Here is a 19,645-nt window from a genome sequence, read left to right as displayed (position 1 = left end):
AGAGGCCCCTCATGGGCGAACGCATCCCCCACAACGCCCCCGTGCTCGTGATCGGGCTGGGCCGCTTCGGCGCGGCGACCGCCGGGCAGCTCGCGCGGCTCGACCGCGAGGTGCTCGCGATCGACGCGAGCGAGGGGCTCGTGCAGAAGTGGTCCGACCGGGTCACGCACGCCGTCCAGGCCGACGCCCGCAACATCGAGGCGCTGCAGCAGCTGGGCGCGAAGGACTTCTCGATCGCGGTCGTCGCGGTCGGGTCGTCCATCGAGGCCAGCGTGCTCATCACGGCGAACCTGGTCGACCTCAAGATCCCGCAGATCTGGGCCAAGGCCATCAGCCAGTCGCACGGCAAGATCCTGGAGCGCATCGGCGCGAACCACGTCATCTACCCGGAGGCGGAGGCGGGCGAGCGCGTCGCGCACCTCGTGTCGGGCCGGATGCTCGACTTCATCGAGTTCGACGACGACTTCGTGCTGGCCAAGATGTACCCGCCGAAGCCCATCCGGGGCATGGCGCTCGCGGAGTCGTCGGTGCGGCGCCGCTACCGGATCACGGTGGTCGGCGTGAAGACCCCCGGCAAGCCGTTCACCTACGCGACCGCCGAGACCGTCGTCTCGAACCACGACCTCATCATCGTGTCGGGCACGTCGGCCGACATCGAGCGGTTCGCCTCGCTGTCCTGAGCCGGCGTGATCCGCGGCCGGGCTGCGCTCAGCCGGCCGCGAGCTCCCGGGCCCGGGCGAGCGCGGCGTCGGTGGCGCGGTCGAAGAGGCCCGACAGGTCCGCCGCCTGCAGCACCTCGACGGCCCGCTCGGTCGTGCCCTTGGGGCTCGTGACCCGGCGCCGCAGCTCCGCGGGCTCGTCGTCGGACGCCGCGAGCAGCTCCACCGCGCCGCGGAAGGTCCCCTGCACGAGCACGCGCGCCTCGTCCGGGCTGAAGCCCTTGGCCTCGGCCGTGCGCGTCAGCTCCTCGATGAGCAGGAAGACGTAGGCGGGGCCGGATCCGGAGATCGTGCTGAGCGCGTCGATGCGGCCCTCCGGCACCTCCACGACGTCGCCGACGGTGGCGAAGACGGAGCGCGCGAGCGCGAGGTCCTCCGGCGTCGAGCGCGTGCCGGCCGCGAGCCCCGCGACCCCGCGGCCGACGAGCGACGGCGTGTTCGGCATCGAGCGCACGACGGCGACGTGCTCGGGCAGCAGCTCCTCGAAGGTCGCGATCGTCACGCCGGCGGCGACGCTGATCACGAGCGCGCCGGGGTCCAGGTCGTCGGCGATCTCGCGGAGCAGGTCGGGCACCATGTGCGGCTTCACGCCCACGACGACGACGCGCGCCCCGCGCACCGCGCGCCGGTTCGCGTCGGCGTCCTCCTCGACGCTCGACGCCGAGACGCCGTCCCGCTCGGCGAGCGCGGCGGCGCTCGCGGCCGAGCGCGTGGTGACCCGCACGTCGCCGTCGACCTCGACGCCCGGCTGCAGCAGCCCGCCGAGGATGGCGCCGTTCATGGATCCGGTGCCGAGCATCGCGAGCGACGGGAGGCGGACGACGTCGGCGGGGGCGGACGGGGCGGGGCGGGAGGCGTCGGGCATGCCCCGATCCTAGGGACCGGGTGTCGCCGGATCCGGCCCGTCGGCACGCCCGCCCGCGTGGCTAGGCTGAGGCGACCGGGGCATGCGCGCCCGGGCGGCCCGAGCCGTCCCCGCCGGTCGAGGAGGTCCCGCCTTGAGCGAATCCCACGGCAGCAAGGCGATCCTCGCCGCGCTCACCGCCAACGTCGGCATCGCGATCACGAAGTTCGTCGCGGCGTTCTTCTCCGGATCCTCGTCGATGCTCGCGGAGGGCGTGCACTCGCTCGCGGACTCCGGCAACCAGATCCTGCTGCTCATCGGCGGCAAGCGCGCGAAGCGGGTCGCGGACGACGAGCACCCCTTCGGCTACGGGCGCGTCCGCTACGTCTACGCCTTCATCGTGTCGATCATCCTGTTCTCGGTCGGCGGCGTGTACTCGCTGTACGAGGGGATCCACAAGATCGAGCACCCGGAGCCGCTCGACGTGCCCTGGCTGCCGATCGTCGTGCTCCTCATCGCGATCGCCCTTGAGTCGTACTCGCTCCGCACGGCCATCACGGAGTCGAACCCCCTGCGCGGGAAGCAGACGTGGGTCCAGTTCGTGCGCCGCGCGAAGAGCCCCGAGCTGCCCGTCCTCCTCCTCGAGGACACCGCCGCGCTCTCCGGCCTCGTGCTGGCGCTCCTCGGCGTCGTGGCGTCGATCCTCACGGGGAACGGCATCTACGACGGCATCGGCACCCTGCTCATCGGCGTGCTGCTGGTGGCGGTCGCCGTGATCCTCGGGGTCGAGATGAGCAGCCTCCTCGTCGGCGAGGGCGCCTCGAAGCCGGACCTCGCGGCCATCCGCACCGCCATCACCGCGGGCCACGAGGCCGAGTCGATCATCCACATGAAGACGCTGTACCTCGGCCCGGACGAGCTGCTCGTCGCCGCGAAGATCGCGATGCCCGCGACCAGCTCGCTCGGCGACGTGGCCGCCGGCATCGACGCGATCGAGCGCCGCGTGCGCGAGGCCGTGCCGGTCGCCCGCGTCATCTACCTCGAGCCCGACGTGCGGGTCGCGACGCGCTGACGCCGACCGGCCGCGCGCCGGATCAGCGGGCCGCGCGCCGCTCGGCGAAGAACGCGTCCAGCACCGCCGCGCACTCGTCCGCCCGGACGCCCGCGAACACCTCCGCGCGATGCGGCAGCCGGCGGTCGCGCAGCACGTCGTAGAGGGATCCGGCCGCGCCCGCCTTCTCGTCCCACGCGCCGAACACGACGCGCGGCACCCGCGCCGCGAGGATCGCGCCCGCGCACATCACGCACGGCTCGAGCGTGACGACGAGCGTCGTGCCCACGAGGTGCCGGTCGCCGGTCGTCGCGGCGGCCTCGCGGAGCGCCTCGACCTCGGCGTGCGCGGTCGGATCCTGCCGCGCCTCGCGGAGGTTGCGTCCGCGCCCGATGACGGCGCCGGATGCATCCACCACGACCGCCCCCACGGGCACGTCGCCCGTGGTCGCGCAGGCCCGGGCCTCGGCGAGCGCGACGGCCATCCAGCGTCCGTGGTCGTCGGGGACGGGCAGGTCCAATCGCGATCCCCCTTGCTGGTTGAATGGAGCCTATGCGAGTCCACGTAGCCGACCACCCGCTCATCACGCACAAGCTGACGGCGCTGCGGGACCGCACCACCCCCTCCCCCGTCTTCCGGAGCCTCGCCGACGAGCTCGTCACGCTGCTCGCCTACGAGGCCACCCGCGACGTACGGGTCGAGACCATCACGGTGCAGACGCCGGTCGCGCCCGCCCAGGGCCTCACCCTCAGCGACCCGAAGCCGCTCGTGGTGCCCATCCTCCGCGCGGGCCTCGGCATGCTCGACGGCCTGATGCGCCTCATGCCCAGCGCCGAGGTCGGCTTCCTCGGCATGGTGCGCAACGAGGAGACGCTGCAGCCGGACATCTACGCCGAGCGCCTCCCCACCGACCTCTCCAACCGCCAGTGCTTCGTCGTCGACCCGATGCTGGCGACGGGCGGATCCCTCATCGCCGCCATCGAGTACCTCTTCGACCGCGGCGCGGTCGACGTCACCTGCATCTGCCTCATCGCCGCGCCCGAGGGCCTGAAGGCCGTCGAGGAGGCGACCGCGGGCCGCGAGGTCACGATCGTCCTGGGCGCGCTCGACGAGAAGCTCGACGAGGTCGGCTACATCATCCCGGGCCTCGGCGACGCGGGCGACCGCCTCTACGGCACCGCCGCGCACTGACCCGCGCCCCGCGCTCGACGGCGCCCGCTCCCCTCGGGACGGGCGCCGTCGTCCGCCCACGCACGATCCCTGCGCGTCCCGCACGATTCCGGCCACGGCTGTTGACACGGGCGCACGGATCCGTGCAAGCTCTCCCCATGAATCTGAACGCGCACGTCCTGACCTCCTCCGAGGCCTCGGGAGTCGCCGGCATGATGATGCCCGGCCGTGTCGCGATGTCCTGTCGAATGTCGGCCTGACCCGCCCCCTTCGCCCGAGCGGTCCCGCGACCCGTCCGTCGCCGACCCTCCCCGCCGTCACCGGCGCATCCGCCCCCTGAGGCGTCTCGCACACCCTGAGGTCCCGCGCACCCACGCTGCGCCGCACCCGCATCATCACAAGGACTCCGCCATGTCGCTCGCGACCATCGACACCGCCCGCACCTCCCTCCGATCCGCTCCCGCCGCCCCCGTGCTCCGCGCGGCGGCACCGCTCGCCCCCTCCGCCGGCCGCACGCCGGCGCCCGTGACCGCCGCCGCTCCCGCCCGACCCGCGCGACTCCGCGCCGTGCCCGAGGGCACCGAGGCGCGCGGCTTCGCCATCTACGTCGGCCTCGACGAGCTGAAGGCCGCGACGGCCGGCACCGACCTCGGCACCGTGGTCGCCGCGCTCAAGCGCCTGGCCGCCGAGCTGGCCCCCGGCGTCGAGACCCACGCCGCCGTCGCGCTCGCCCCCGAGGGCGCGGGCGGACGGGACATCGACGTGGTGCGGCTCGCGCTGCAGGATCCGGCCGCCGTCGCCCAGCACCGCGAGCAGCCCGAGGGCGACGACCACGTCGACGGCGGCGTGACGGTGGACCTGTCGCGCAAGCGCGTCGTGCTCGACGGGGAGACGGCGCCGCTCACCTACAAGGAGTTCGAGCTGCTGCAGTACCTCGTCCTCCGCGAGGGCCGGACCATCGAGCGCTCCGAGCTCATCGCGTCGCTCTGGTCGGCCGCGGACGGCGACGACGTGCCGAACGAGCGCACCATCGACGTGCACGTCCGCCGGCTCCGCTCCAAGCTCGGCCGCTACGAGGAGATCGTCCGCACCGTGCGCGGAGCCGGATACCGGTTCGACCGGCACGCCGACGTCGCCGTGCACCACGCCAGCACGCAGTCGCCCGACCTGTTCTGAGCCGCGTCCCCCGACCCCAGCTCCTCCTTGCGGTGCTGTCGGCGGACTCCCAGCACATCCGCCCGGTTCCGGGTAGCGGGGCGTTACGGGATCGTTATACAGTCATCTCGTCCCCACCGTTTGCTGTGGCGGTGGAGACGGAATGTGATCGCAGGACACTCCTGGTGCAAGGGAGAGGGCCGGCCCCATGCCTCTGGGGTCGGCCCTCAGTCGTCTCCGGGGCCTGGTCCCAGGGGATCACCGCGGACCGTCGCGGGGCCCGGCGCTCATTAGACTTCCCGAGAGCGCGCGGCCCGACGACCCTCCCGGGAGCGCACCGACGAGGAGGCCTGGTGGGCGAGACCGCGGATGCCGTGCGGGCCTGGGAGTCGCTCTTCCGCGCGCAGGTCAGCGTCATGCGCCGGCTCAGCTCCGACTTCCCGAGCCACGACCTCTCGTTCAACGAGTACGACGTGCTCTTCAACATCTCGAAGCAGCCCGACGGGCGCCTGCGCCTGCGCGACCTCAACCAGCACGTGCTGCTCACCCAGCCCAGCGTGAGCCGTCTCATCGACCGGCTCGTCGCGCGGGGCCTCGTCGTGAAGTGCGGCGACGAGAGCGACGGCCGCGCCACCATCGTGCGGCTGACGGAGGCCGGCGACGCCGCGTTCCGCGCGGTCGCCCGGATGCACATGGCGTCCATCGCGTCGACGGTGGGCGCCGCGCTCACGCCCGACGAGCTGGACACGCTGCGCGCGCTCACCGACAAGCTGCGCGGGAGCGTCGCCGAGGCCTAGGCCGCGGTCCCTCCTGCGCGGGTCGCGCCCGCTCGCGGCCGCGCGAACGGTCCGCCGCGCGCGACCAGCAGGCGCAGCAGCGCCATGACCAGGTCCGCCGCCGTGACGAGGACGGCGGCGACGCCGACCGCCGTCGCGAGGCCCTCGGCAGCCGGACCGCCCACGGCGGACAGCGCGAGGACGGCCACGACGATCACGCCGAGGACGCCCGCGGCGACCGCGTCCACGGCGGAGAACGGCGGGACGGTGTCGGGGGCGGTGGGGACGCGGCGGCTGCGACGCGCCATGCGGTGCAGGCCGTCGCGGATCCGGGCGATGCCGTACGCGGCCTCACCCGCCTCGAGCGGCAGGTGCGTCGCGCCGAACACGACGTCGGCGAGGGTGCGCTCGCGGATCCGACGCAGCGTGCGGATCTGGAGCGGCAGCCGCACGAGCACCGGCACGGCCCACCACCACGCGGGCTCGAGGAGCCCCTGGATCCCCGCGGCCGCGAGGTAGAGGGCGGCGAGCGCGTAGGAGACGACCCGGAGCACCGGCCCGACGCCGATGCGGAGCGAGGCCAGGCGGGCCCGGCGGCGGTCGCCGGCGTCCGCGGGCGACGTGCCGCGGGTCAGCCGGGCCACGTAGGCCCCCCACCTGTCGCGGCGCTGGCGCATGGTGCCCCACGTGACCGCGGTGTCGACTCGGGCGCGGGCGTCGACCACGAGGGCCGAGCGGTCGTCCCCGGCGAGGAGGACGGGGAGGATCGCGTCGACGGGTGCCGCGGACGAGGGCGACCGCGGATCGCCGGCGTCGAGCCGCACGAGGGTGGCCGGCGCGAGCGGCACGGGACCCGTGAAGCCGAGGTCGATGCCGGTCTCGACGGCGCCCATCGCCCAGTGCCGCTGCAGGAGCCGGAGCGCTCCGGCCAGGGGGCCGCGGGATCCGCTCGGCTGCGGGTCGAGTCGGGCCGACACCGACACGGCGTCGGGATCGCGGTCGAGGGCCCCGCAGAGGAGCTCGAGGACCGGCGGCTCGAGCTCCGCGTCGGGCGAGACGATCAGCACGCGCCCCTCCCCGCCCGCCAGGCGGAGCGCGAGGTCGTACGCGGACAGGAGGGTGCCCTCCCGGGGGCCGCGGTCGATGACCGTGACCGTCGTGCTCGTCGCGCCGTCGCCGGGCTGCGCGTGCTCGTGCCGTCCGTTGAAGGTGCGGGCGACGGCGAACGTGTCGTCCCGGCTGCCCGCGACGACGACCACGACGCGGTCGGGCGGGAGCGTCTGCCCGAGCACCGAGGTGAGCGTCCGCGCGATGGTGGCCCCGGCGTCGCCCGCAACGACGACGGCCGAGACGGTCGTCCGGGGGCTCGTCTCCGGGTGCGCGTTCGGCGGCGAGGGGGTGCTCGGGGTGTCCATGGGCCTCTCGACGACGGCGGATCTGTGTCGGCGGTCGGCCCCGGACGGACGCGCACTGCCATGTGCGATATTACGTGCCGCTCGGCGTCATGTGCGCAGCGACGCCGCCCCCGTCCGGGCGCCGGACGCCGTCCTAGGCTCGATCCATGAGCGACGACGACGCCCCCGACCGCGGATCCGCCGACCGGGGGGCCGCCGACGCGCACGGCCCGAGCGTCGTCTGGCTCCGCGACGACCTCCGCGTGGCCGACAACCCCGCGCTCCACGCCGCCCTCGAGCGCGGCGAGCCGGTCGTGGTGCTGTACGCGCTGGACGAGGAGAGCGACGGGATCCGTCCGCTCGGCGGCGCCGCCCGCTGGTGGCTGCACATGAGCCTGTCCCGACTCGGCGAGTCCCTGCGGGAGCTCGGCTCCCCGCTCGTGCTGCGGCGGGGGCGGGCGTCCGAGGTCCTCGACGATGTCGTCGCGGAGGTCGGCGCGGGCGCGGTGCTCTGGAACCGGCGCTACGGCGGCGCGGAGGTCGCGGTCGACACGGCCATCAAGAAGCGCCTCGGGGACCGGGGGCTCGACGTGCGCAGCTTCCAGGGGTCGCTCCTCGTCGAGCCGTGGACCATCGCGAACAAGCAGGGCGAGCCGTTCCGCGTCTACTCGCCGTTCTGGAGGGCCGCGCAGGAGCGGGAGGAGCCGCGGAAGCCGCTGCCCGCGCCGAAGGAGCTCGACGGGCCGCGGGAGGCGCCCCGCTCGGACGACCTCGACGACTGGGGGCTGCTGCCGACGACGCCCGACTGGGCGGCCGGGCTCCGCGAGGCCTGCGACCCGGGCGAGGCCGCCGGGCTGCAGCGCCTGGAGGACTTCGTGCACCACGAGCTCGAGGACTACGCCGCGCAGCGCGACGAGCCCGCCGCGATGACGACCTCACGGCTGTCGGCCTACCTGCGCTGGGGCGAGGTGAGCCCGTTCCAGGTGTGGCACCGGATCCAGCGCACGCGCGGGAAGAAGGTCGGCGGCGACGACGTCAACGCCACCAAGTTCCTCTCCGAGCTCGGCTGGCGCGAGTTCAGCTACCACCTGCTGTACCACCAGCCCGACCTCGCGACGCGGAACTTCGTCCCCCGCTTCGACGCGTTCCCGTGGCGCGAGCCGACCGACGAGACGCTCGGTGCGTGGCAGCGCGGCGAGACGGGCGTGCCGCTCGTCGACGCCGGCATGCGCGCGCTGTGGAAGGACGGGCACCTGCACAACCGGGTGCGGATGGTCGTCGCGTCGTTCCTCATCAAGAACCTGCTGATCGACTGGCGCCACGGCGAGCAGTGGTTCTGGGACACGCTCGTCGACGCCGACGCCGCGAACAACGCGGCGAGCTGGCAGTGGGTCGCGGGATCCGGCGCCGACGCCGCCCCCTACTTCCGCGTGTTCAACCCGGTGCTGCAGGGACAGAAGTTCGACCCGTCGGGCGAGTACATCCGCTCCTACGTGCCCGAGCTCGCGCACGCGCCGAAGGACGTCGTCCACGAGCCGTGGAAGGCGCAGGGCGACCTGGTCGCGAGCGCCGAGGACGACGCCGACGACGAGGCCGGCGGCGGGCTCGCGGCCTACCCGTCGCCCATCGTCGACCTCGGGGAGTCCCGGCGGCGGGCCCTCGCGGCGTACGACGAGGTCAAGGACCGGTGACGCACGAGGGCCCGCGCGTCGATCGCGACGCGCGGGCCCTCGGTCGTCCCCGGCGGATCAGGCGTCGTCGCCGCGCCCGAGGCGCTCCTCGCGGTCGTGGCGCTCGCGGATCCCGCGGCCGATCTTGACGTCCTCGCGCTCGACGGCGGCCTTCTTGTCGCTGACCTTCGTGTCGCGCGGCGGCAGCTGGAGGGTCTCCTCGGCGGCGATGCCGGCCTGCAGCTGGCGGCCCCGCTCGAGCTCCGCGTCGAACTCGGCGCCGAAGAGCAGCGCGAGGTTCGCGATCCACAGCCAGAGCAGGAAGACGACGACGCCGGCGAGCGCGCCGTAGTTCTTCGCGTAGCTGGAGAAGTTCGTGACGTAGAAGGCGAAGCCGACGCTCGCGACGACGAGCACCACGAGCGCGATGGCGGCGCCCATGCTCATCCAGCGGAACTTCGGCTGCTTCGCGTTCGGGGTGGCGTAGTAGAGGATCGCGATGAGCAGGATGATCAGGATCGCGAGCACCGGCCACTTGGCGATGGACCACACCACCTGCACCGTCCGGCCGAGGCCGAGCGCGTCGCCGATGGCCTCGGTGACCGGGCCGGAGATCGCGATGATGAGCGCGCACACGAGCAGGATCACGATGCCGATGACCGTGACGGCGAGCTGCGTGGGCTTGAGCGTGAGGAACGGGCGGCCCTCGCGGATCTCGTAGATGCGGTTCATCGCGCGGCTGAAGGCGCCGACGTAGCCGGAGGCCGACCAGATCGCGAGCACGATGCCGGAGACGAGGGCGAAGCCGGCGGCGGGCGAGTCGACGAAGCCGCGCAGGACGGGCTCGATGAGCTCCAGCGCATCGGGCGGGGCGAAGCCGCGCGCGACGTCGAGCACCGCGTCGACCGTCGACGGCCCCTGCCCGAACACGCCCAGCAACGAGATGATCGCGATGAGCGCCGGGAACAGCGACAGCACCGCGTAGTAGGTGAGCGACGCGGCGATGTCCGTGCACTGGTCGGACGTGAACTCGCGCATGGTCTTCCGGAGGACGTACTTCCAGGAGGGCTTCTCGATCTGGGTCGGGGAGTCGGGCTTGCGCGCGTCGTCCTCGTCGGGTCGGTCCTCGATGGTGCCGGCCGTGTCTCGTGCTGCCACTGGTGCCTCCGTGGTGATCGATGCGGGTCGGGTGCCCTCCGTCCAGCGTGGCCCCCGAGGGCGGACGCGCCAAGGCCGCGGCCGTCTCGTATGCTCGCCGAGGGCCACGCGCGCAGTCGGACCCGGCACCCGCCGGAACATCCGCCCGCTCCCGCGCGTTGCCCCCGTGATCGCCTCGACGATCACCGTGCTCCGCCCACGCGCGCACGGACCCCGCCCGAGCAGAGGATGACGCATGCTGCGCACCATGATGACCGCGAAGATCCACCGCGCCACGGTGACGCACGCCGACCTGCACTACGTCGGCTCGGTCACGGTCGACCGCGACCTGCTCGACGCCGCCGACATCCTCGTGGGCGAGCGCGTCAGCATCGTCGACGTCACGAACGGCGCCCGGCTCGACACCTACACGATCGCGGGCGAGCGCGGCAGCGGCGTGCTCGGGATCAACGGCGCGGCGGCGCACCTCGTGGACGTGGGCGACGTGGTGATCCTCATCGCGTACGGCCAGATGACCACCGAGGAGGCCCGGGCGCTCGAGCCGCGCGTGGTGCACGTGGACGCCGACAACCGGATCCGCGTCGTCGACGCCGACCCCACCGCCCCGCCCGCGCCGGGCCTCGAGCGCTCCCCGCTGGCCGAGCCGGTCTGACGCCCGACGGCCTCGCGCGGCGCGCACGGACGGCCATCGGAGGGCCGGTACTGTACTGGGTCCCCCAAACGACGGACAGAACCGCGATCCCCCAATACGGGGTACATTCCCGCGCATCCAGGGGGATCCCGGGGAAGCCCGGCTACCGTGTAGTCATCCGGTACGGCTCTTCGGGTGAGCGGTACCGCACCAGCCGGTTCGTCTGCGGGTAACAGACGTTCACGTGCGCAGTCCGGCCCGGGCCTCGAAGGTCCGGGCCGGTCTCATCCCCCCGCCGTCCCGGGGATCAGCGGCCCTGGGCGCGTCGCCGCCGCCGCTCGTCGCGCTCGGCGTCCGCGGCCGCGGCCTCCTCCGGCGTCGGCGCGGTGCCGCCGAGGTGGCGCGGCTGCCACCACCGGCCGCGCCCGTCGACCGGGTACGCGGCCTGCAGCTCGTCGACCAGGCCCTGGAGCTCGTCGCGGAGGGCGTCGGTGACGGCGCGCGGATCCGCGTCCGGCGCCACCGCGATCCGCTCCCCCACGCGCACGTGCACGGGGACGCCGACGCGGTCGCGCATCCGGATGCGCCGGTTCTTCGTCAGCAGGCGGTGCCCTCCCCACACGGCGACGGGCACGATCGGGACGCCGGCCTCGGCCGCCAGCCGCGCGGCGCCCGTCTTCAGCTCGCGCACGCGGAAGGACGCGCTGACGCCGGCCTCGGGGAAGACGCCGATCAGCTCGCCGGCGCGGAGCGCCGCCACGGCGTCGGCGTAGGCCGCTCCGCCCGCGGACATGTCGACGCTGATGTGGCGCATGCGCCGCAGGACCCAGCCGACCCCGGGCTGGTCGAACGCGCCCTTCTTCGCCATGAAGCGGATCCGGCGGCGGCCGTGCAGCCAGGTCGCCCACTCGACGAGGGCGAACTCGAGGTAGCCGAAGTGGGTCATCGCGATGACCGCGCCGCCGGTGTCCGGGATGCTCTCGCGGCCCTCGGCGACCAGGCGGAGACGGAGGGACCCGAAGAGCGCGCGCCCCAGGATCACGGCGGTGCCGTAGACGGGTTCGCGGGTGCGGGGGCTCATGCACCGACCCTACGGGGGCGGGATCGGCGGGCGCCGGGAGCCGACCGTCGGCGGATCGCCGCGTCGGCTCCCGGCCTCGGCGGGTCAGCGCCGGCGGCGGGCGGGATCCAGCCAGTAGTTGGCGAAACCGGTGTCCGCCGGGTTCACGTTCTGACCGGGCGGCACGATCTCGTCGATGCGGTCGAGCGTCGCGGCGTCGAGCTCGAGGGTCGCCGCGTCGAGCTGGGACTCGAGCTGCTCCATGGTGCGCGGGCCGATGATCGCGCTCGACACCGCCGGGTGCCGGAGCACGAACGCGAGCGCGAGGTGCACGAGCGGCACGCCCAGCTCGTCGGCGAGGGCGCCCAGCTGGTCCGCGGCCTCGAGCTTCGGGTCGGACGGGTCGTAGCGCGACGGGTCGCGGTCGTTGCGGTGCGTCTTGGGCATCTCCTGGCCCTTGCGGTACTTGCCGGAGAGCCAGCCCCCGGCGAGCGGCGACCAGACGAGCGTGCCCATGCCGTGCCGCTGGGTGGTGGGGAGGAGGTCGGCCTCGATGCCGCGCGTGAGGAGCGAGTACGGCGGCTGCTCCGTGACGAACCGGGCGGTGCCCCGCTCGCGCGCCGCCCACTGCGCCTCGACGACCTGGCTGGGCTGGAACGTGGACGAGCCGATGTAGCGCACCTTGCCCTGCGTGACGAGGTCGGTGAGGGCGCCGAGGGTCTCCTCGATGTCCGTGTGCTCGTCCGGCCGGTGCATCTGGTACAGGTCGATGTGGTCGGTGCCGAGGCGGCGCAGCGAGTCCTCGACGGCCCGCATGATCCAGCGGCGCGACCCTCCGCGGTAGTTGGCCTCGGGCTTCATGCCGTTGAAGAACTTGGTGGCGAGGACGAGGTCGTCGCGGCGTCCGGACTGCGCGATGGCCTTGCCGACGATCTCCTCGCTCTCGCCGTAGGCGTAGATGTCGGCGGTGTCGATGAAGGTGATCCCGGCGTCGATGGCGCGGCGGATCACGCGGATGGACTTCTCGTGGTCGGTCTCGCCCCAGGCGCCGAACATCATGGTGCCGAGGCAGAGGCGCGAGACCTCCACGCCGGTGCGACCGAGGTGGGTGGTGGGCTGCTCCGTGGACTGCTCTGTCATGAGCGCCACGCTACGCGCTAGGCCGAGGGGCGGCCGTCCGCGGCGTCGGCGGGCGCGACGTCGGCCTCGGTGGATGCGCCGGGCTCGACCGAGGCCTGCGCCTCGTCGTCCATGGTCTCGACCGCGATGTCGGCCTCGGGGGCCTCCTGGCCGTCGGCGTCGAGCGGCACGATGTAGTCGCCGAGGCGGCGGCGGGCGGCCTCCTCGCGCTGCTGGCGGATCCGCTCGAGCTTCTCCTCGCGCAGGCGCAGGCGCTCGGTGTCGACCTCGACGCGGCGCACGGTGACGCCGCGGGTGGGACCGGCGGCCTTGGCCGGGGTGGTCTTGCGGCTGGCCTCGCGCTTGGCGGCCTCGGTCGCGGGCTTCCGCGACGGGGCGGTGCCGGACTTCGCGGCGGCCGACACGGGCTTGGTCGAGACGGCCGGCGGCTTGCCGGACCCCGGGCAGCGCTCGTGGTTGCGACCGTGGTCGAGGATGTTGCCCGTGGCCATGCCGACGGGGTTCGCCTTGCCGCAGACCGAGCACTTCGTCGCGGGGGTTGCTGCCACGTTCGATACCGCTTTCCATCACCGCGCCGTCGCCGGACCGAGGATGCCGGTCGGCCGGACGGCGCCTGACAACGGTACCCGACGCGCGAGGTGCGGGGATACCGCAGCACCCCGACCGGGTCCGTCAGGCGGGGACGCAGGTGGTGCGCATGCGGACGACGACCGCGCCGTCGGCCTCCTCGACCTCCAGGTCGACCGTGACCGACGAGAGCTCGCCGAGGCCCGCGAGGTGCGTGCCGCCGCAGGGGATCCGCGCGGTGCCGTCGGGCAGCTCGCACACCCAGGAGCGCCGCGAGGTGAGCAGGTCGCCCTCGCGCTCGATCCGCGCGGCGGCGCCCGAGGCGACCCACTCGGCGAGCGTGGCGTCGACGGCGGCGCGCACCTCGTCCAGGCGGTCGAGGAGCGCGGTGGGCACGAAGCCCTTCTTCCGCAGCGACTTGCCGATCCGGTACACGTCGACGGACGACCACGGGCCGATGCGCGAGGTGGCGATGGCGAGCGCGTCGAAGCCCGGGGCGCCGAGCGCGTCCGTCGGGACGTCCTTCGTCCACGCGTCGGCGAGCGCGCGGTCGAGGGCGAGGGACGCGAGGTGGCAGCCCGTGTGGCCGGCGCTCAGTGCCCGGCGGTGCTCGGGATCCACCGCGACCTCGGCGGCATCGCCCGCCTGCACCTCGGCGTCGCCCGGCACGACGTGGACGGCCACGAACGACCAGCCGTCGGCGCCCTTCTTCACCGGGACGTCCTCGCCGACGTGCAGCACGGCGCCCTCGGCGGGATCCGTCGACGCCGCGCCGACGAGGCAGTCGAGCACCTCGATCCCGGCGCCGCGCACCCGGAGCACCGCCCGGTCGGCGGGCTGGTCGGGCCAGGCGGCGTCGACCGGGTGGCACGCCGTCTCGTCGAGCACGACGGCGCGCGTGCCGTCGGCGAGGTCGTCGACGCGGAGGACCGTGCCGGTGGAGGCGACGGATCCCGCCGGGTAGGTCACGCGCGTGGGCGGCAGGGCGACGGCGCCCGCGGGGGTGGAGGTCATGGCGGCTCCCGGCTCGGTGTGCCTCGATCCTCGCAGACCGGGTGCGCCGGGCCGGCCGGGTGGATCACGCGGCGGCCGTCCCTCGGGAGGGTGCACGGCCGAGCAGGCGCCGCAGTGCCGCGCGCTCGACGAGGGTCCACGCGGCGCTCGCCAGCAGGTACAGGGCCGCGGCGAGCGGGGCGACGCCCGCGAAGACGACCGTGATGAACGGGAGCACCCGCATCATCGTGGTCATTCCCGCCATGCCGGGGAGCGCCGGGTCGACGGGCGCGGGCGGTCCCTGGAACCGGAGGTCCGCGCGGCGGCGGACCTCGATCACCACGGCGAGCAGCGCGAGGACCGTGGCCGACACGACGAGCGGCGCCACGCCCAGGCCCGCGGACGCGAGCGCGCTCGTGCCGAGCGGGATCCCCGCGAAGGGCGCGGCGAGCAGCGCGTTGGCCTCGCCGCCGATGCGCGCGTGCGCGAACAGCGCGTAGACGGCCGCGAGCACGGGCGCCTGCGCGAGCGTCGGCAGGCAGCCGGCGAGCGGCGACGCGCCCTCGCGGGCGTACAGCTCCTGCATCGCGCGCGACAGCTGCTCGGGCTTCCCCGCGTGCCGGCGGCGGAGCTCGGCGAGCGCGGGGGCGATCCGGCGGCGCTGGATCTCGGCGCGCACCTGCGCCACGCCGACCGGCACGAGCAGGGCCCGCACCGCGAGGGTCAGGAGGATGACGGCGACGCCGGTGGCGGAGGCGCCGGCGAGCGGGTGGATCAGGTCGGCCAGGCCGACGACGAGCTGGGACAGGCCGTCGAGCACGGCTCGGACGGGGGCGATCGATGTGGGGTCCACGGGGTTCCTTGCGACGAGAGCGGAGGGGGTCCGTCTGGTCGTCGCATGCGGGCGCGCGCTGGATCCGTGCCACGCGGTGGCGGCGGACCTCGGCGGGCCGCGGTCAGGCGGCCGGGAGCGGCGCGGGCACGACGACCTGCGCCGTGCGGCCCGGGGCCCGGGAGCGCTCGTGCCCGTCGGCGTCCGGATCGCTCGAGGATACGAGCACCGGGAGGTCGACGTCCTCGTCGGGACGGAGGGGCGGCGCGGCGGATCCGAGGAGCCCGCGCGCCGCGGCGATGCGCACCAGCGCGACGGCGGCGGCCACGGAGGCGGCGCCGAGGAGCGCCGCGAGGAGGATCGCGGGCGAGACGCCCGCGCCGCCGAGCACGACGTCGCCCAGGAGGGCGAGCATGCGGCCGAGGGCTTCCAGCGCGATGGGCATGCCCGACGGTAGCACCGGGTGGGGCGGCGGCACGAGGGCCGGAGGGCGGAGATCCACGCGCCTCGCCCGCGCTCCCGGACACGCCGCCGTGCCCCGCGCTCCGAGGTACCGCGCACTGCGTGATACTGTGCGACGCATGAGAGAGATCGGCTGATGGACACCACGCAGCTCCTCAAGGGAGCGCTCGACACCGCGGTGCTCGCCGTCGTGCAGCACGACGACGGCTACGGATACGACATCGTGCGGCGCCTGCGCGACGCGGGCCTCGGCGACGTCGGCGACGCGTCCGTCTACGGCACCCTCCGCCGCCTCTACGCGGCGGGCGCGCTCTCGAGCTACGTCGTGCCCTCGGAGGGCGGGCCGCACCGGAAGTACTACGCGATCAACCCCGAGGGCCGGGAGCTCCTCGCCGGGCAGCGCGCCACGTGGGCCGCCTTCGCGACCGCCATGAGCGGGCTGCTCGGCGAGCCCGCCGCCACCCCCCGCACCAGGAAGGCCGGCGGCGCCGGCGAGGGCCCCGTGCCCGCATCCGCGAACGTCCGCACGATCGGAGACACCCCGTGAACACCGCAGATCCCGCCCTCGACGCCCGAATCGCCGCGTTCGCCGCCGCCGTGCGCGCCCGCCTCGCCGACCTCGACCCCGAGGACGTCGACGACCTCACGGGCGGCCTCGAGGCCGACCTGCAGGAGGAGGCCGCGGACCACGACGGCGCCCTCGAGCTCGGCGACCCCGTGCGCTACGCCGACGAGCTGCGCACCTCGGCCGGGCTGCCGGAGCGCGTGGTCGAGGCGCCGAGCCGCTCTCCCCTCGCGCAGCTGAGGCAGCGGATCGACGAGACGGGGCGCGAGCTGCTCCGCACCGTCCGCGGCAACAGGGAGCTGTCGAAGGCCCTGGACCTCGCCATCGCCTTCCGCCCCGTCTGGTGGCTGCTCCGAGCGTGGGCCGGCTACCAGTGCGCGCTGATCGTGCTCGAGGTCCTCTTCGGCTCGGACCACGCCCTCCTCCTGCTCCCGCGCGGACCGCTGGGGTGGCTCCTGCTGCTCGCGCTCACGGTGATCAGCGTGCAGTGGGGCCGCGGCCGATGGGCGGGGACCCGCTTCTCGCGGACGTCGCGCGCGGTCGTGAGCACCCTCACCGCGCTCGCGCTCGTGCTCCTCGTGCCCCTCGCCCTGACGGAGGACGGCGGCGGGACGTACGTCGACGAGAGCGCCTACCCGACCTCGTACGAGCAGCCGGGTCTCTCCCTCGACGGCAAGCAGGTCACCAACCTGTTCGCCTACGACGCCGAGGGGAACCTCCTCGACCGGGTGCAGCTGTTCGACCAGGACGGCAAGCCCCTGACGACCATCGGCTCGTACGCGACGGACGGGACGGCGAGCGACCCGATGACGGGTGAACCGGTCACCCCGGCGGACGGCGCCTGGAACGTCTTCCCGCTCGACGGCACGGCGGCCGCCGTGGTCTCCGGGACGATCGATGGGAGCGACCCCGTGGTGCGCCCGCCGTTCGCGAAGGCGCTGCCGCTGGACGCCGACCCCGAGGCGACGCCGTCGGCCACGCCCACCTCGTCGGATCTGCCCGCGACGGGCGGCGGGACCGCCGGGACGCCCGCCCCCGAGGTCACCGCCACCCCGGAGCCGACCCCGTGAGCGCGCTCCTCGACCACGGCCACCCGGCCCGCGGGATCGGCACCGACGCCGAGCTCGCGCGGCTGACGGCACGCGAGCGGGAGATCCTGGTGCTCGTGGCGCGCGGCCTGTCGAACGCGGAGATCGCCGGCCGGCTGTTCCTCGCGCCGACGACGGTGAAGACGCACGTGAGTCGCACGCTCGACAAGCTCGGCGTGCGCGACCGCCTGCACGCCACGATCTGGGCGTACGAGAACCACGTGGTGGAGCCGCTCGGGGCGACGCGCTGAGCTGACGGGACCGGGGCGACACCCCGGGAGACGAGAACGGCCCGCCGATGGCGGGCCGTTCCATTCTGTCTCAACCAGAGATGCGCACCCGGAGGTGCTGTGCGCCCGGAGGGATTCGAACCCCCAACCTTCTGATCCGTAGTCAGATGCTCTATCCGTTGAGCTACGGGCGCAGTCGTGCGGCGATGATCTCCGCGAGCGGCGATCAGGCCGGGAGACAGACTACATGCTCCCGGCCCGCCCCGCGAATCGGCGGGGCGTCGGGCCTCGGCGACCGGCACCGGGTGTCCGGTCGCACCCCGCCGGCGGGCGCCGCGACGACCGCTCATTAGGCTGGATCGACCCGAACCGCGAGGAGCGACCCTTGGCATCCTGGACCGATCACGTCGTGTGGTGGCACGTCTACCCGCTCGGCTTCACGGGCGCGCCGCAGACCCGCGACGACCTCGCCGGCGGCCCCGCCGACCCGGCCCACCGCCTCGACCGGCTGCGCGCCTGGCTCCCCTACCTCGTCGACCTCGGCGCCAACGGCCTGCTGCTCGGCCCGGTCTTCGACTCGGAGACGCACGGCTACGACACGCGCGACCACCTGGCGATCGACCCGCGCCTCGGCGACGACGCCGACCTCGACGCGCTGGTCGCCGACGCCTCCGAGCGCGGCGTGCGCGTGCTCCTCGACGGCGTCTTCAACCACGTCGGCCGCAGCCACCCGCGCTTCGTCGAGGCGCTGGCGGACGGCCCGGGATCCGAGGCCGCGTCCTGGTTCCGCTGGGACGACGCCGGCGAGCCCGTCGGCTTCGAGGGCCACGGCTCGCTCGTCACGCTCGACCACGACTCCGAGGCCGTGCGCGCGCACGTGGCCGAGGTGATGGTCCACTGGCTCGACCGCGGCATCGCGGGATGGCGGCTCGACGCGGCGTACGCCGTGCCCGCGTCCTTCTGGGCGGCGGTGCTGCCGCGCGTCCGCGAGCGGCACCCCGACGCGTGGTTCGTCGGCGAGATGATCCACGGCGACTACGCCGGGTACGCCGCCGAGTCGACCATCGACTCCATCACCGCGTACGAGCTGTGGAAGTCGATCCGCAACTCCATCGCCGAGCGCAACCTCTTCGAGCTCGACTGGACCCTCACCCGCCACGGCGAGCTTCTGCCGTCCTTCACGCCGCAGACCTTCGTCGGCAACCACGACGTGACCCGCATCGCCTCGGCGGTGGATCCGCGCCACCTCGGCCACGCGATCGCCCTGCTGCTCCTGCTCCCCGGCATCCCGTCGATCTACGCGGGCGACGAGCGCGGCCTCACCGGCGTGAAGGAGGACCGCGCGGGCGGCGACGACGCCGTGCGCCCCGCGTACCCGGCATCGCCCGCCCAGCTGCCGGCGGACGCCGACGAGCCCGACGCGGCGCGGATCCGCAGCCTCCACCAGCAGCTCGTCGGCCTGCGCCGCCGGCACGCCTGGCTCCTCGACGCGCGGATGGAGACCTCCGGCCTCACGAACACCGCGCTCACGATCACGCTCAGGCCGTCGGGCTCGGGTGCCGCGGGCGGGGTCGCGCCCGGATCCCCCGACGCGCTGCGGCTCGTGCTCAACGTCGGCGACGAGCCGGTGGAGGTCGGCGGACCCCACGGGGGCGTCGAGGCCGGCGACCTCGGCGGCGACGGACGCGTGCCCGCGCACTCCTGGGCGGTGCTGGCCGGGGCCTAGCCGGCGACGGACGCGACCGCGTCCGCCCGTCAGACGGCGCGGTGCGGCCAGCCGTAGACCTCGGCGAGGAGGGCGGCGCGGGCGGCGTGCGCCTCCGCCTCCTCGCGCGCCTCGCCGTCGGGATCCTCGTCCGCGGGGGCGAAGTGCCCGTCGGCGATCTCCGGCTCGTCGTCGTCGTCGAACGGCCGGTGCGTGAGCGGCCACTCGACGGCCGTGAGCGCGGGCCAGAAGGCGGGATCGGCGGCGTCCGCCTCGCCCCCCTCCTCGGCCCCGGAGGGCTCGCTCCGACCCAGGAGCTGCTCGTCGGCCGGGTGCGAGTCCACCGCACGCAGTCCCTCCCCGTCGCCGTACGGCGCGAAGAGGAACTGCGAGAAGTGGCGGGTCACGGCGTCAGGGTAGTCCGCCGTGACCCCC

Annotated in this window: 22 protein-coding genes and 1 tRNA gene; 11 read left to right on the top strand and 12 right to left on the bottom strand. The window is 74.4% G+C overall.

Annotated features, from left to right (window positions below; genetic code table 11):
- Positions 1–11: 11 nt before the first annotated feature.
- Positions 12–680, top strand: a complete 669-nt coding sequence (locus AES38_RS02195) for a potassium channel family protein (protein WP_043671599.1) — start codon at positions 12–14, stop codon at positions 678–680.
- Positions 681–708: 28 nt separating this feature from the next.
- Here the strand turns inward: AES38_RS02195 and proC are convergent, their stop codons facing one another.
- Positions 709–1,584, bottom strand: coding sequence for a pyrroline-5-carboxylate reductase (gene proC / locus AES38_RS02190; RefSeq protein ID WP_053773588.1), 876 nt, complete (start codon positions 1,582–1,584; stop codon positions 709–711).
- 133 nt (positions 1,585–1,717) lie between these two features.
- Between proC and AES38_RS02185 the strand changes: the two genes are divergently transcribed.
- Complete coding sequence (locus AES38_RS02185) at positions 1,718–2,635, top strand: cation diffusion facilitator family transporter (protein ID WP_053773587.1); 918 nt, start codon at positions 1,718–1,720, stop codon at positions 2,633–2,635.
- Between the two features lie 22 nt (positions 2,636–2,657).
- Here the strand turns inward: AES38_RS02185 and tadA are convergent, their stop codons facing one another.
- Complete coding sequence (tadA, locus tag AES38_RS02180; RefSeq protein WP_174775905.1) at positions 2,658–3,098, bottom strand: tRNA adenosine(34) deaminase TadA; 441 nt, start codon at positions 3,096–3,098, stop codon at positions 2,658–2,660.
- A gap of 68 nt (positions 3,099–3,166) precedes the next feature.
- Between tadA and upp the strand changes: the two genes are divergently transcribed.
- The 3 genes from upp to AES38_RS02165 all read left to right on the top strand — a co-directional run bounded on the left by upp (position 3,167) and on the right by AES38_RS02165 (position 5,736).
- Complete coding sequence (upp, locus tag AES38_RS02175) at positions 3,167–3,805, top strand: uracil phosphoribosyltransferase (protein ID WP_053773585.1); 639 nt, start codon at positions 3,167–3,169, stop codon at positions 3,803–3,805.
- Positions 3,806–4,195: 390 nt separating this feature from the next.
- On the top strand, positions 4,196–4,960 hold the full coding sequence (locus AES38_RS02170) for a winged helix-turn-helix domain-containing protein (RefSeq protein WP_053773584.1): 765 nt from the start codon (positions 4,196–4,198) through the stop codon (positions 4,958–4,960).
- Between the two features lie 332 nt (positions 4,961–5,292).
- Positions 5,293–5,736, top strand: coding sequence for a MarR family winged helix-turn-helix transcriptional regulator (locus AES38_RS02165; RefSeq protein ID WP_242430973.1), 444 nt, complete (start codon positions 5,293–5,295; stop codon positions 5,734–5,736).
- On the opposite strand, the gene AES38_RS02160 is transcribed toward AES38_RS02165, so the two are convergent.
- The gene (locus AES38_RS02160; RefSeq protein WP_053773583.1) at positions 5,733–7,130 is read right to left on the bottom strand and encodes a glycosyltransferase family A protein; all 1,398 of its coding nucleotides are present in this window, start codon (positions 7,128–7,130) and stop codon (positions 5,733–5,735) included. The two genes, AES38_RS02165 and AES38_RS02160, sit on opposite strands and share 4 nt — an antisense overlap.
- A gap of 146 nt (positions 7,131–7,276) precedes the next feature.
- Here AES38_RS02160 and AES38_RS02155 point away from each other — a divergent pair, with 146 nt between their 5' ends.
- Positions 7,277–8,800: a cryptochrome/photolyase family protein gene (locus AES38_RS02155; RefSeq protein WP_053773582.1), complete on the top strand. Its 1,524-nt coding sequence runs from the start codon at positions 7,277–7,279 to the stop codon at positions 8,798–8,800.
- Between the two features lie 57 nt (positions 8,801–8,857).
- Here AES38_RS02155 and AES38_RS02150 read toward each other — a convergent pair whose 3' ends face one another.
- Positions 8,858–9,937 carry a YihY/virulence factor BrkB family protein gene (locus tag AES38_RS02150; protein ID WP_053773581.1) on the bottom strand — a complete coding sequence of 360 codons (1,080 nt, stop codon included), beginning with the start codon at positions 9,935–9,937 and terminating at the stop codon, positions 8,858–8,860.
- Positions 9,938–10,172: 235 nt separating this feature from the next.
- Between AES38_RS02150 and panD the strand changes: the two genes are divergently transcribed.
- Positions 10,173–10,589 (top strand): aspartate 1-decarboxylase, encoded by a 417-nt coding sequence (gene panD / locus AES38_RS02145; protein WP_053773580.1) that lies wholly within the window; start codon positions 10,173–10,175, stop codon positions 10,587–10,589.
- Positions 10,590–10,875: 286 nt separating this feature from the next.
- On the opposite strand, the gene AES38_RS02140 is transcribed toward panD, so the two are convergent.
- The 6 genes from AES38_RS02140 to AES38_RS02115 all read right to left on the bottom strand — a co-directional run bounded on the left by AES38_RS02140 (position 10,876) and on the right by AES38_RS02115 (position 15,605).
- Positions 10,876–11,649: a lysophospholipid acyltransferase family protein gene (locus tag AES38_RS02140; RefSeq protein ID WP_053773579.1), complete on the bottom strand. Its 774-nt coding sequence runs from the start codon at positions 11,647–11,649 to the stop codon at positions 10,876–10,878.
- Positions 11,650–11,733: 84 nt separating this feature from the next.
- Positions 11,734–12,768, bottom strand: a complete 1,035-nt coding sequence (locus AES38_RS02135; protein ID WP_053775619.1) for an aldo/keto reductase — start codon at positions 12,766–12,768, stop codon at positions 11,734–11,736.
- Positions 12,769–12,785: 17 nt separating this feature from the next.
- Positions 12,786–13,316: a hydophilic protein gene (locus AES38_RS02130; protein WP_053773578.1), complete on the bottom strand. Its 531-nt coding sequence runs from the start codon at positions 13,314–13,316 to the stop codon at positions 12,786–12,788.
- A 124-nt stretch (positions 13,317–13,440) separates the two neighbouring features.
- Positions 13,441–14,349 (bottom strand): alanyl-tRNA editing protein, encoded by a 909-nt coding sequence (locus AES38_RS02125; RefSeq protein WP_053773577.1) that lies wholly within the window; start codon positions 14,347–14,349, stop codon positions 13,441–13,443.
- Between the two features lie 64 nt (positions 14,350–14,413).
- On the bottom strand, positions 14,414–15,181 hold the full coding sequence (locus tag AES38_RS02120; protein ID WP_053773576.1) for a YidC/Oxa1 family membrane protein insertase: 768 nt from the start codon (positions 15,179–15,181) through the stop codon (positions 14,414–14,416).
- 103 nt (positions 15,182–15,284) lie between these two features.
- Positions 15,285–15,605: a DUF6412 domain-containing protein gene (locus AES38_RS02115; protein ID WP_244629215.1), complete on the bottom strand. Its 321-nt coding sequence runs from the start codon at positions 15,603–15,605 to the stop codon at positions 15,285–15,287.
- Between the two features lie 153 nt (positions 15,606–15,758).
- Between AES38_RS02115 and AES38_RS02110 the strand changes: the two genes are divergently transcribed.
- From AES38_RS02110 to AES38_RS15765, 3 genes are read left to right on the top strand one after another with little or no spacing between them, the layout of a single operon-like run.
- A complete protein-coding gene (locus tag AES38_RS02110) occupies positions 15,759–16,169 on the top strand; it encodes a PadR family transcriptional regulator (RefSeq protein ID WP_053773575.1) in 411 nt (136 codons plus the stop codon).
- Entirely contained in the window at positions 16,166–17,257 is a 1,092-nt protein-coding gene (locus AES38_RS15770) for a hypothetical protein (protein WP_053773574.1), read from the top strand. Before AES38_RS02110 ends, AES38_RS15770 begins: the two co-directional genes overlap by 4 nt.
- The gene (locus tag AES38_RS15765) at positions 17,254–17,526 is read left to right on the top strand and encodes a response regulator transcription factor (RefSeq protein ID WP_053773573.1); all 273 of its coding nucleotides are present in this window, start codon (positions 17,254–17,256) and stop codon (positions 17,524–17,526) included. Before AES38_RS15770 ends, AES38_RS15765 begins: the two co-directional genes overlap by 4 nt.
- A 100-nt stretch (positions 17,527–17,626) precedes the next feature.
- Here AES38_RS15765 and AES38_RS02095 read toward each other — a convergent pair.
- Positions 17,627–17,699 (bottom strand) — tRNA-Arg (locus AES38_RS02095).
- Between the two features lie 191 nt (positions 17,700–17,890).
- Here AES38_RS02095 and AES38_RS02090 point away from each other — a divergent pair.
- Positions 17,891–19,231, top strand: coding sequence for an alpha-amylase family protein (locus AES38_RS02090; protein ID WP_053773572.1), 1,341 nt, complete (start codon positions 17,891–17,893; stop codon positions 19,229–19,231).
- Positions 19,232–19,260: 29 nt separating this feature from the next.
- On the opposite strand, the gene AES38_RS02085 is transcribed toward AES38_RS02090, so the two are convergent.
- Entirely contained in the window at positions 19,261–19,617 is a 357-nt protein-coding gene (locus AES38_RS02085) for a hypothetical protein (protein WP_053773571.1), read from the bottom strand.
- Positions 19,618–19,645: the final 28 nt, after the last annotated feature.

Origin of the sequence: Clavibacter capsici (assembly GCF_001280205.1) — a bacterium.
Lineage (GTDB): Bacteria > Actinomycetota > Actinomycetes > Actinomycetales > Microbacteriaceae > Clavibacter > Clavibacter capsici.
The sequence above is the reverse complement of the archived record's forward strand: the minus strand, read 5'-3'. Positions and strand labels throughout refer to the sequence as shown.

Bases quoted from the DNA above. Each gene is read 5' to 3' on its own strand.
- AES38_RS02195 (WP_043671599.1), top strand. From the start codon at position 12: ATGGGCGAACGCATCCCCCACAACGCCCCCGTGCTCGTGATCGGGCTG.
- proC (WP_053773588.1), bottom strand. From the start codon at position 1,584: ATGCCCGACGCCTCCCGCCCCGCCCCGTCCGCCCCCGCCGACGTCGTC.
- tadA (WP_174775905.1), bottom strand. From the start codon at position 3,098: ATGGCCGTCGCGCTCGCCGAGGCCCGGGCCTGCGCGACCACGGGCGAC.
- upp (WP_053773585.1), top strand. From the start codon at position 3,167: ATGCGAGTCCACGTAGCCGACCACCCGCTCATCACGCACAAGCTGACG.
- AES38_RS02170 (WP_053773584.1), top strand. From the start codon at position 4,196: ATGTCGCTCGCGACCATCGACACCGCCCGCACCTCCCTCCGATCCGCT.
- AES38_RS02160 (WP_053773583.1), bottom strand. From the start codon at position 7,130: ATGGACACCCCGAGCACCCCCTCGCCGCCGAACGCGCACCCGGAGACG.
- AES38_RS02155 (WP_053773582.1), top strand. From the start codon at position 7,277: ATGAGCGACGACGACGCCCCCGACCGCGGATCCGCCGACCGGGGGGCC.
- panD (WP_053773580.1), top strand. From the start codon at position 10,173: ATGCTGCGCACCATGATGACCGCGAAGATCCACCGCGCCACGGTGACG.
- AES38_RS02140 (WP_053773579.1), bottom strand. From the start codon at position 11,649: ATGAGCCCCCGCACCCGCGAACCCGTCTACGGCACCGCCGTGATCCTG.
- AES38_RS02135 (WP_053775619.1), bottom strand. From the start codon at position 12,768: ATGACAGAGCAGTCCACGGAGCAGCCCACCACCCACCTCGGTCGCACC.
- AES38_RS02125 (WP_053773577.1), bottom strand. From the start codon at position 14,349: ATGACCTCCACCCCCGCGGGCGCCGTCGCCCTGCCGCCCACGCGCGTG.
- AES38_RS02115 (WP_244629215.1), bottom strand. From the start codon at position 15,605: ATGCCCATCGCGCTGGAAGCCCTCGGCCGCATGCTCGCCCTCCTGGGC.
- AES38_RS02110 (WP_053773575.1), top strand. From the start codon at position 15,759: ATGGACACCACGCAGCTCCTCAAGGGAGCGCTCGACACCGCGGTGCTC.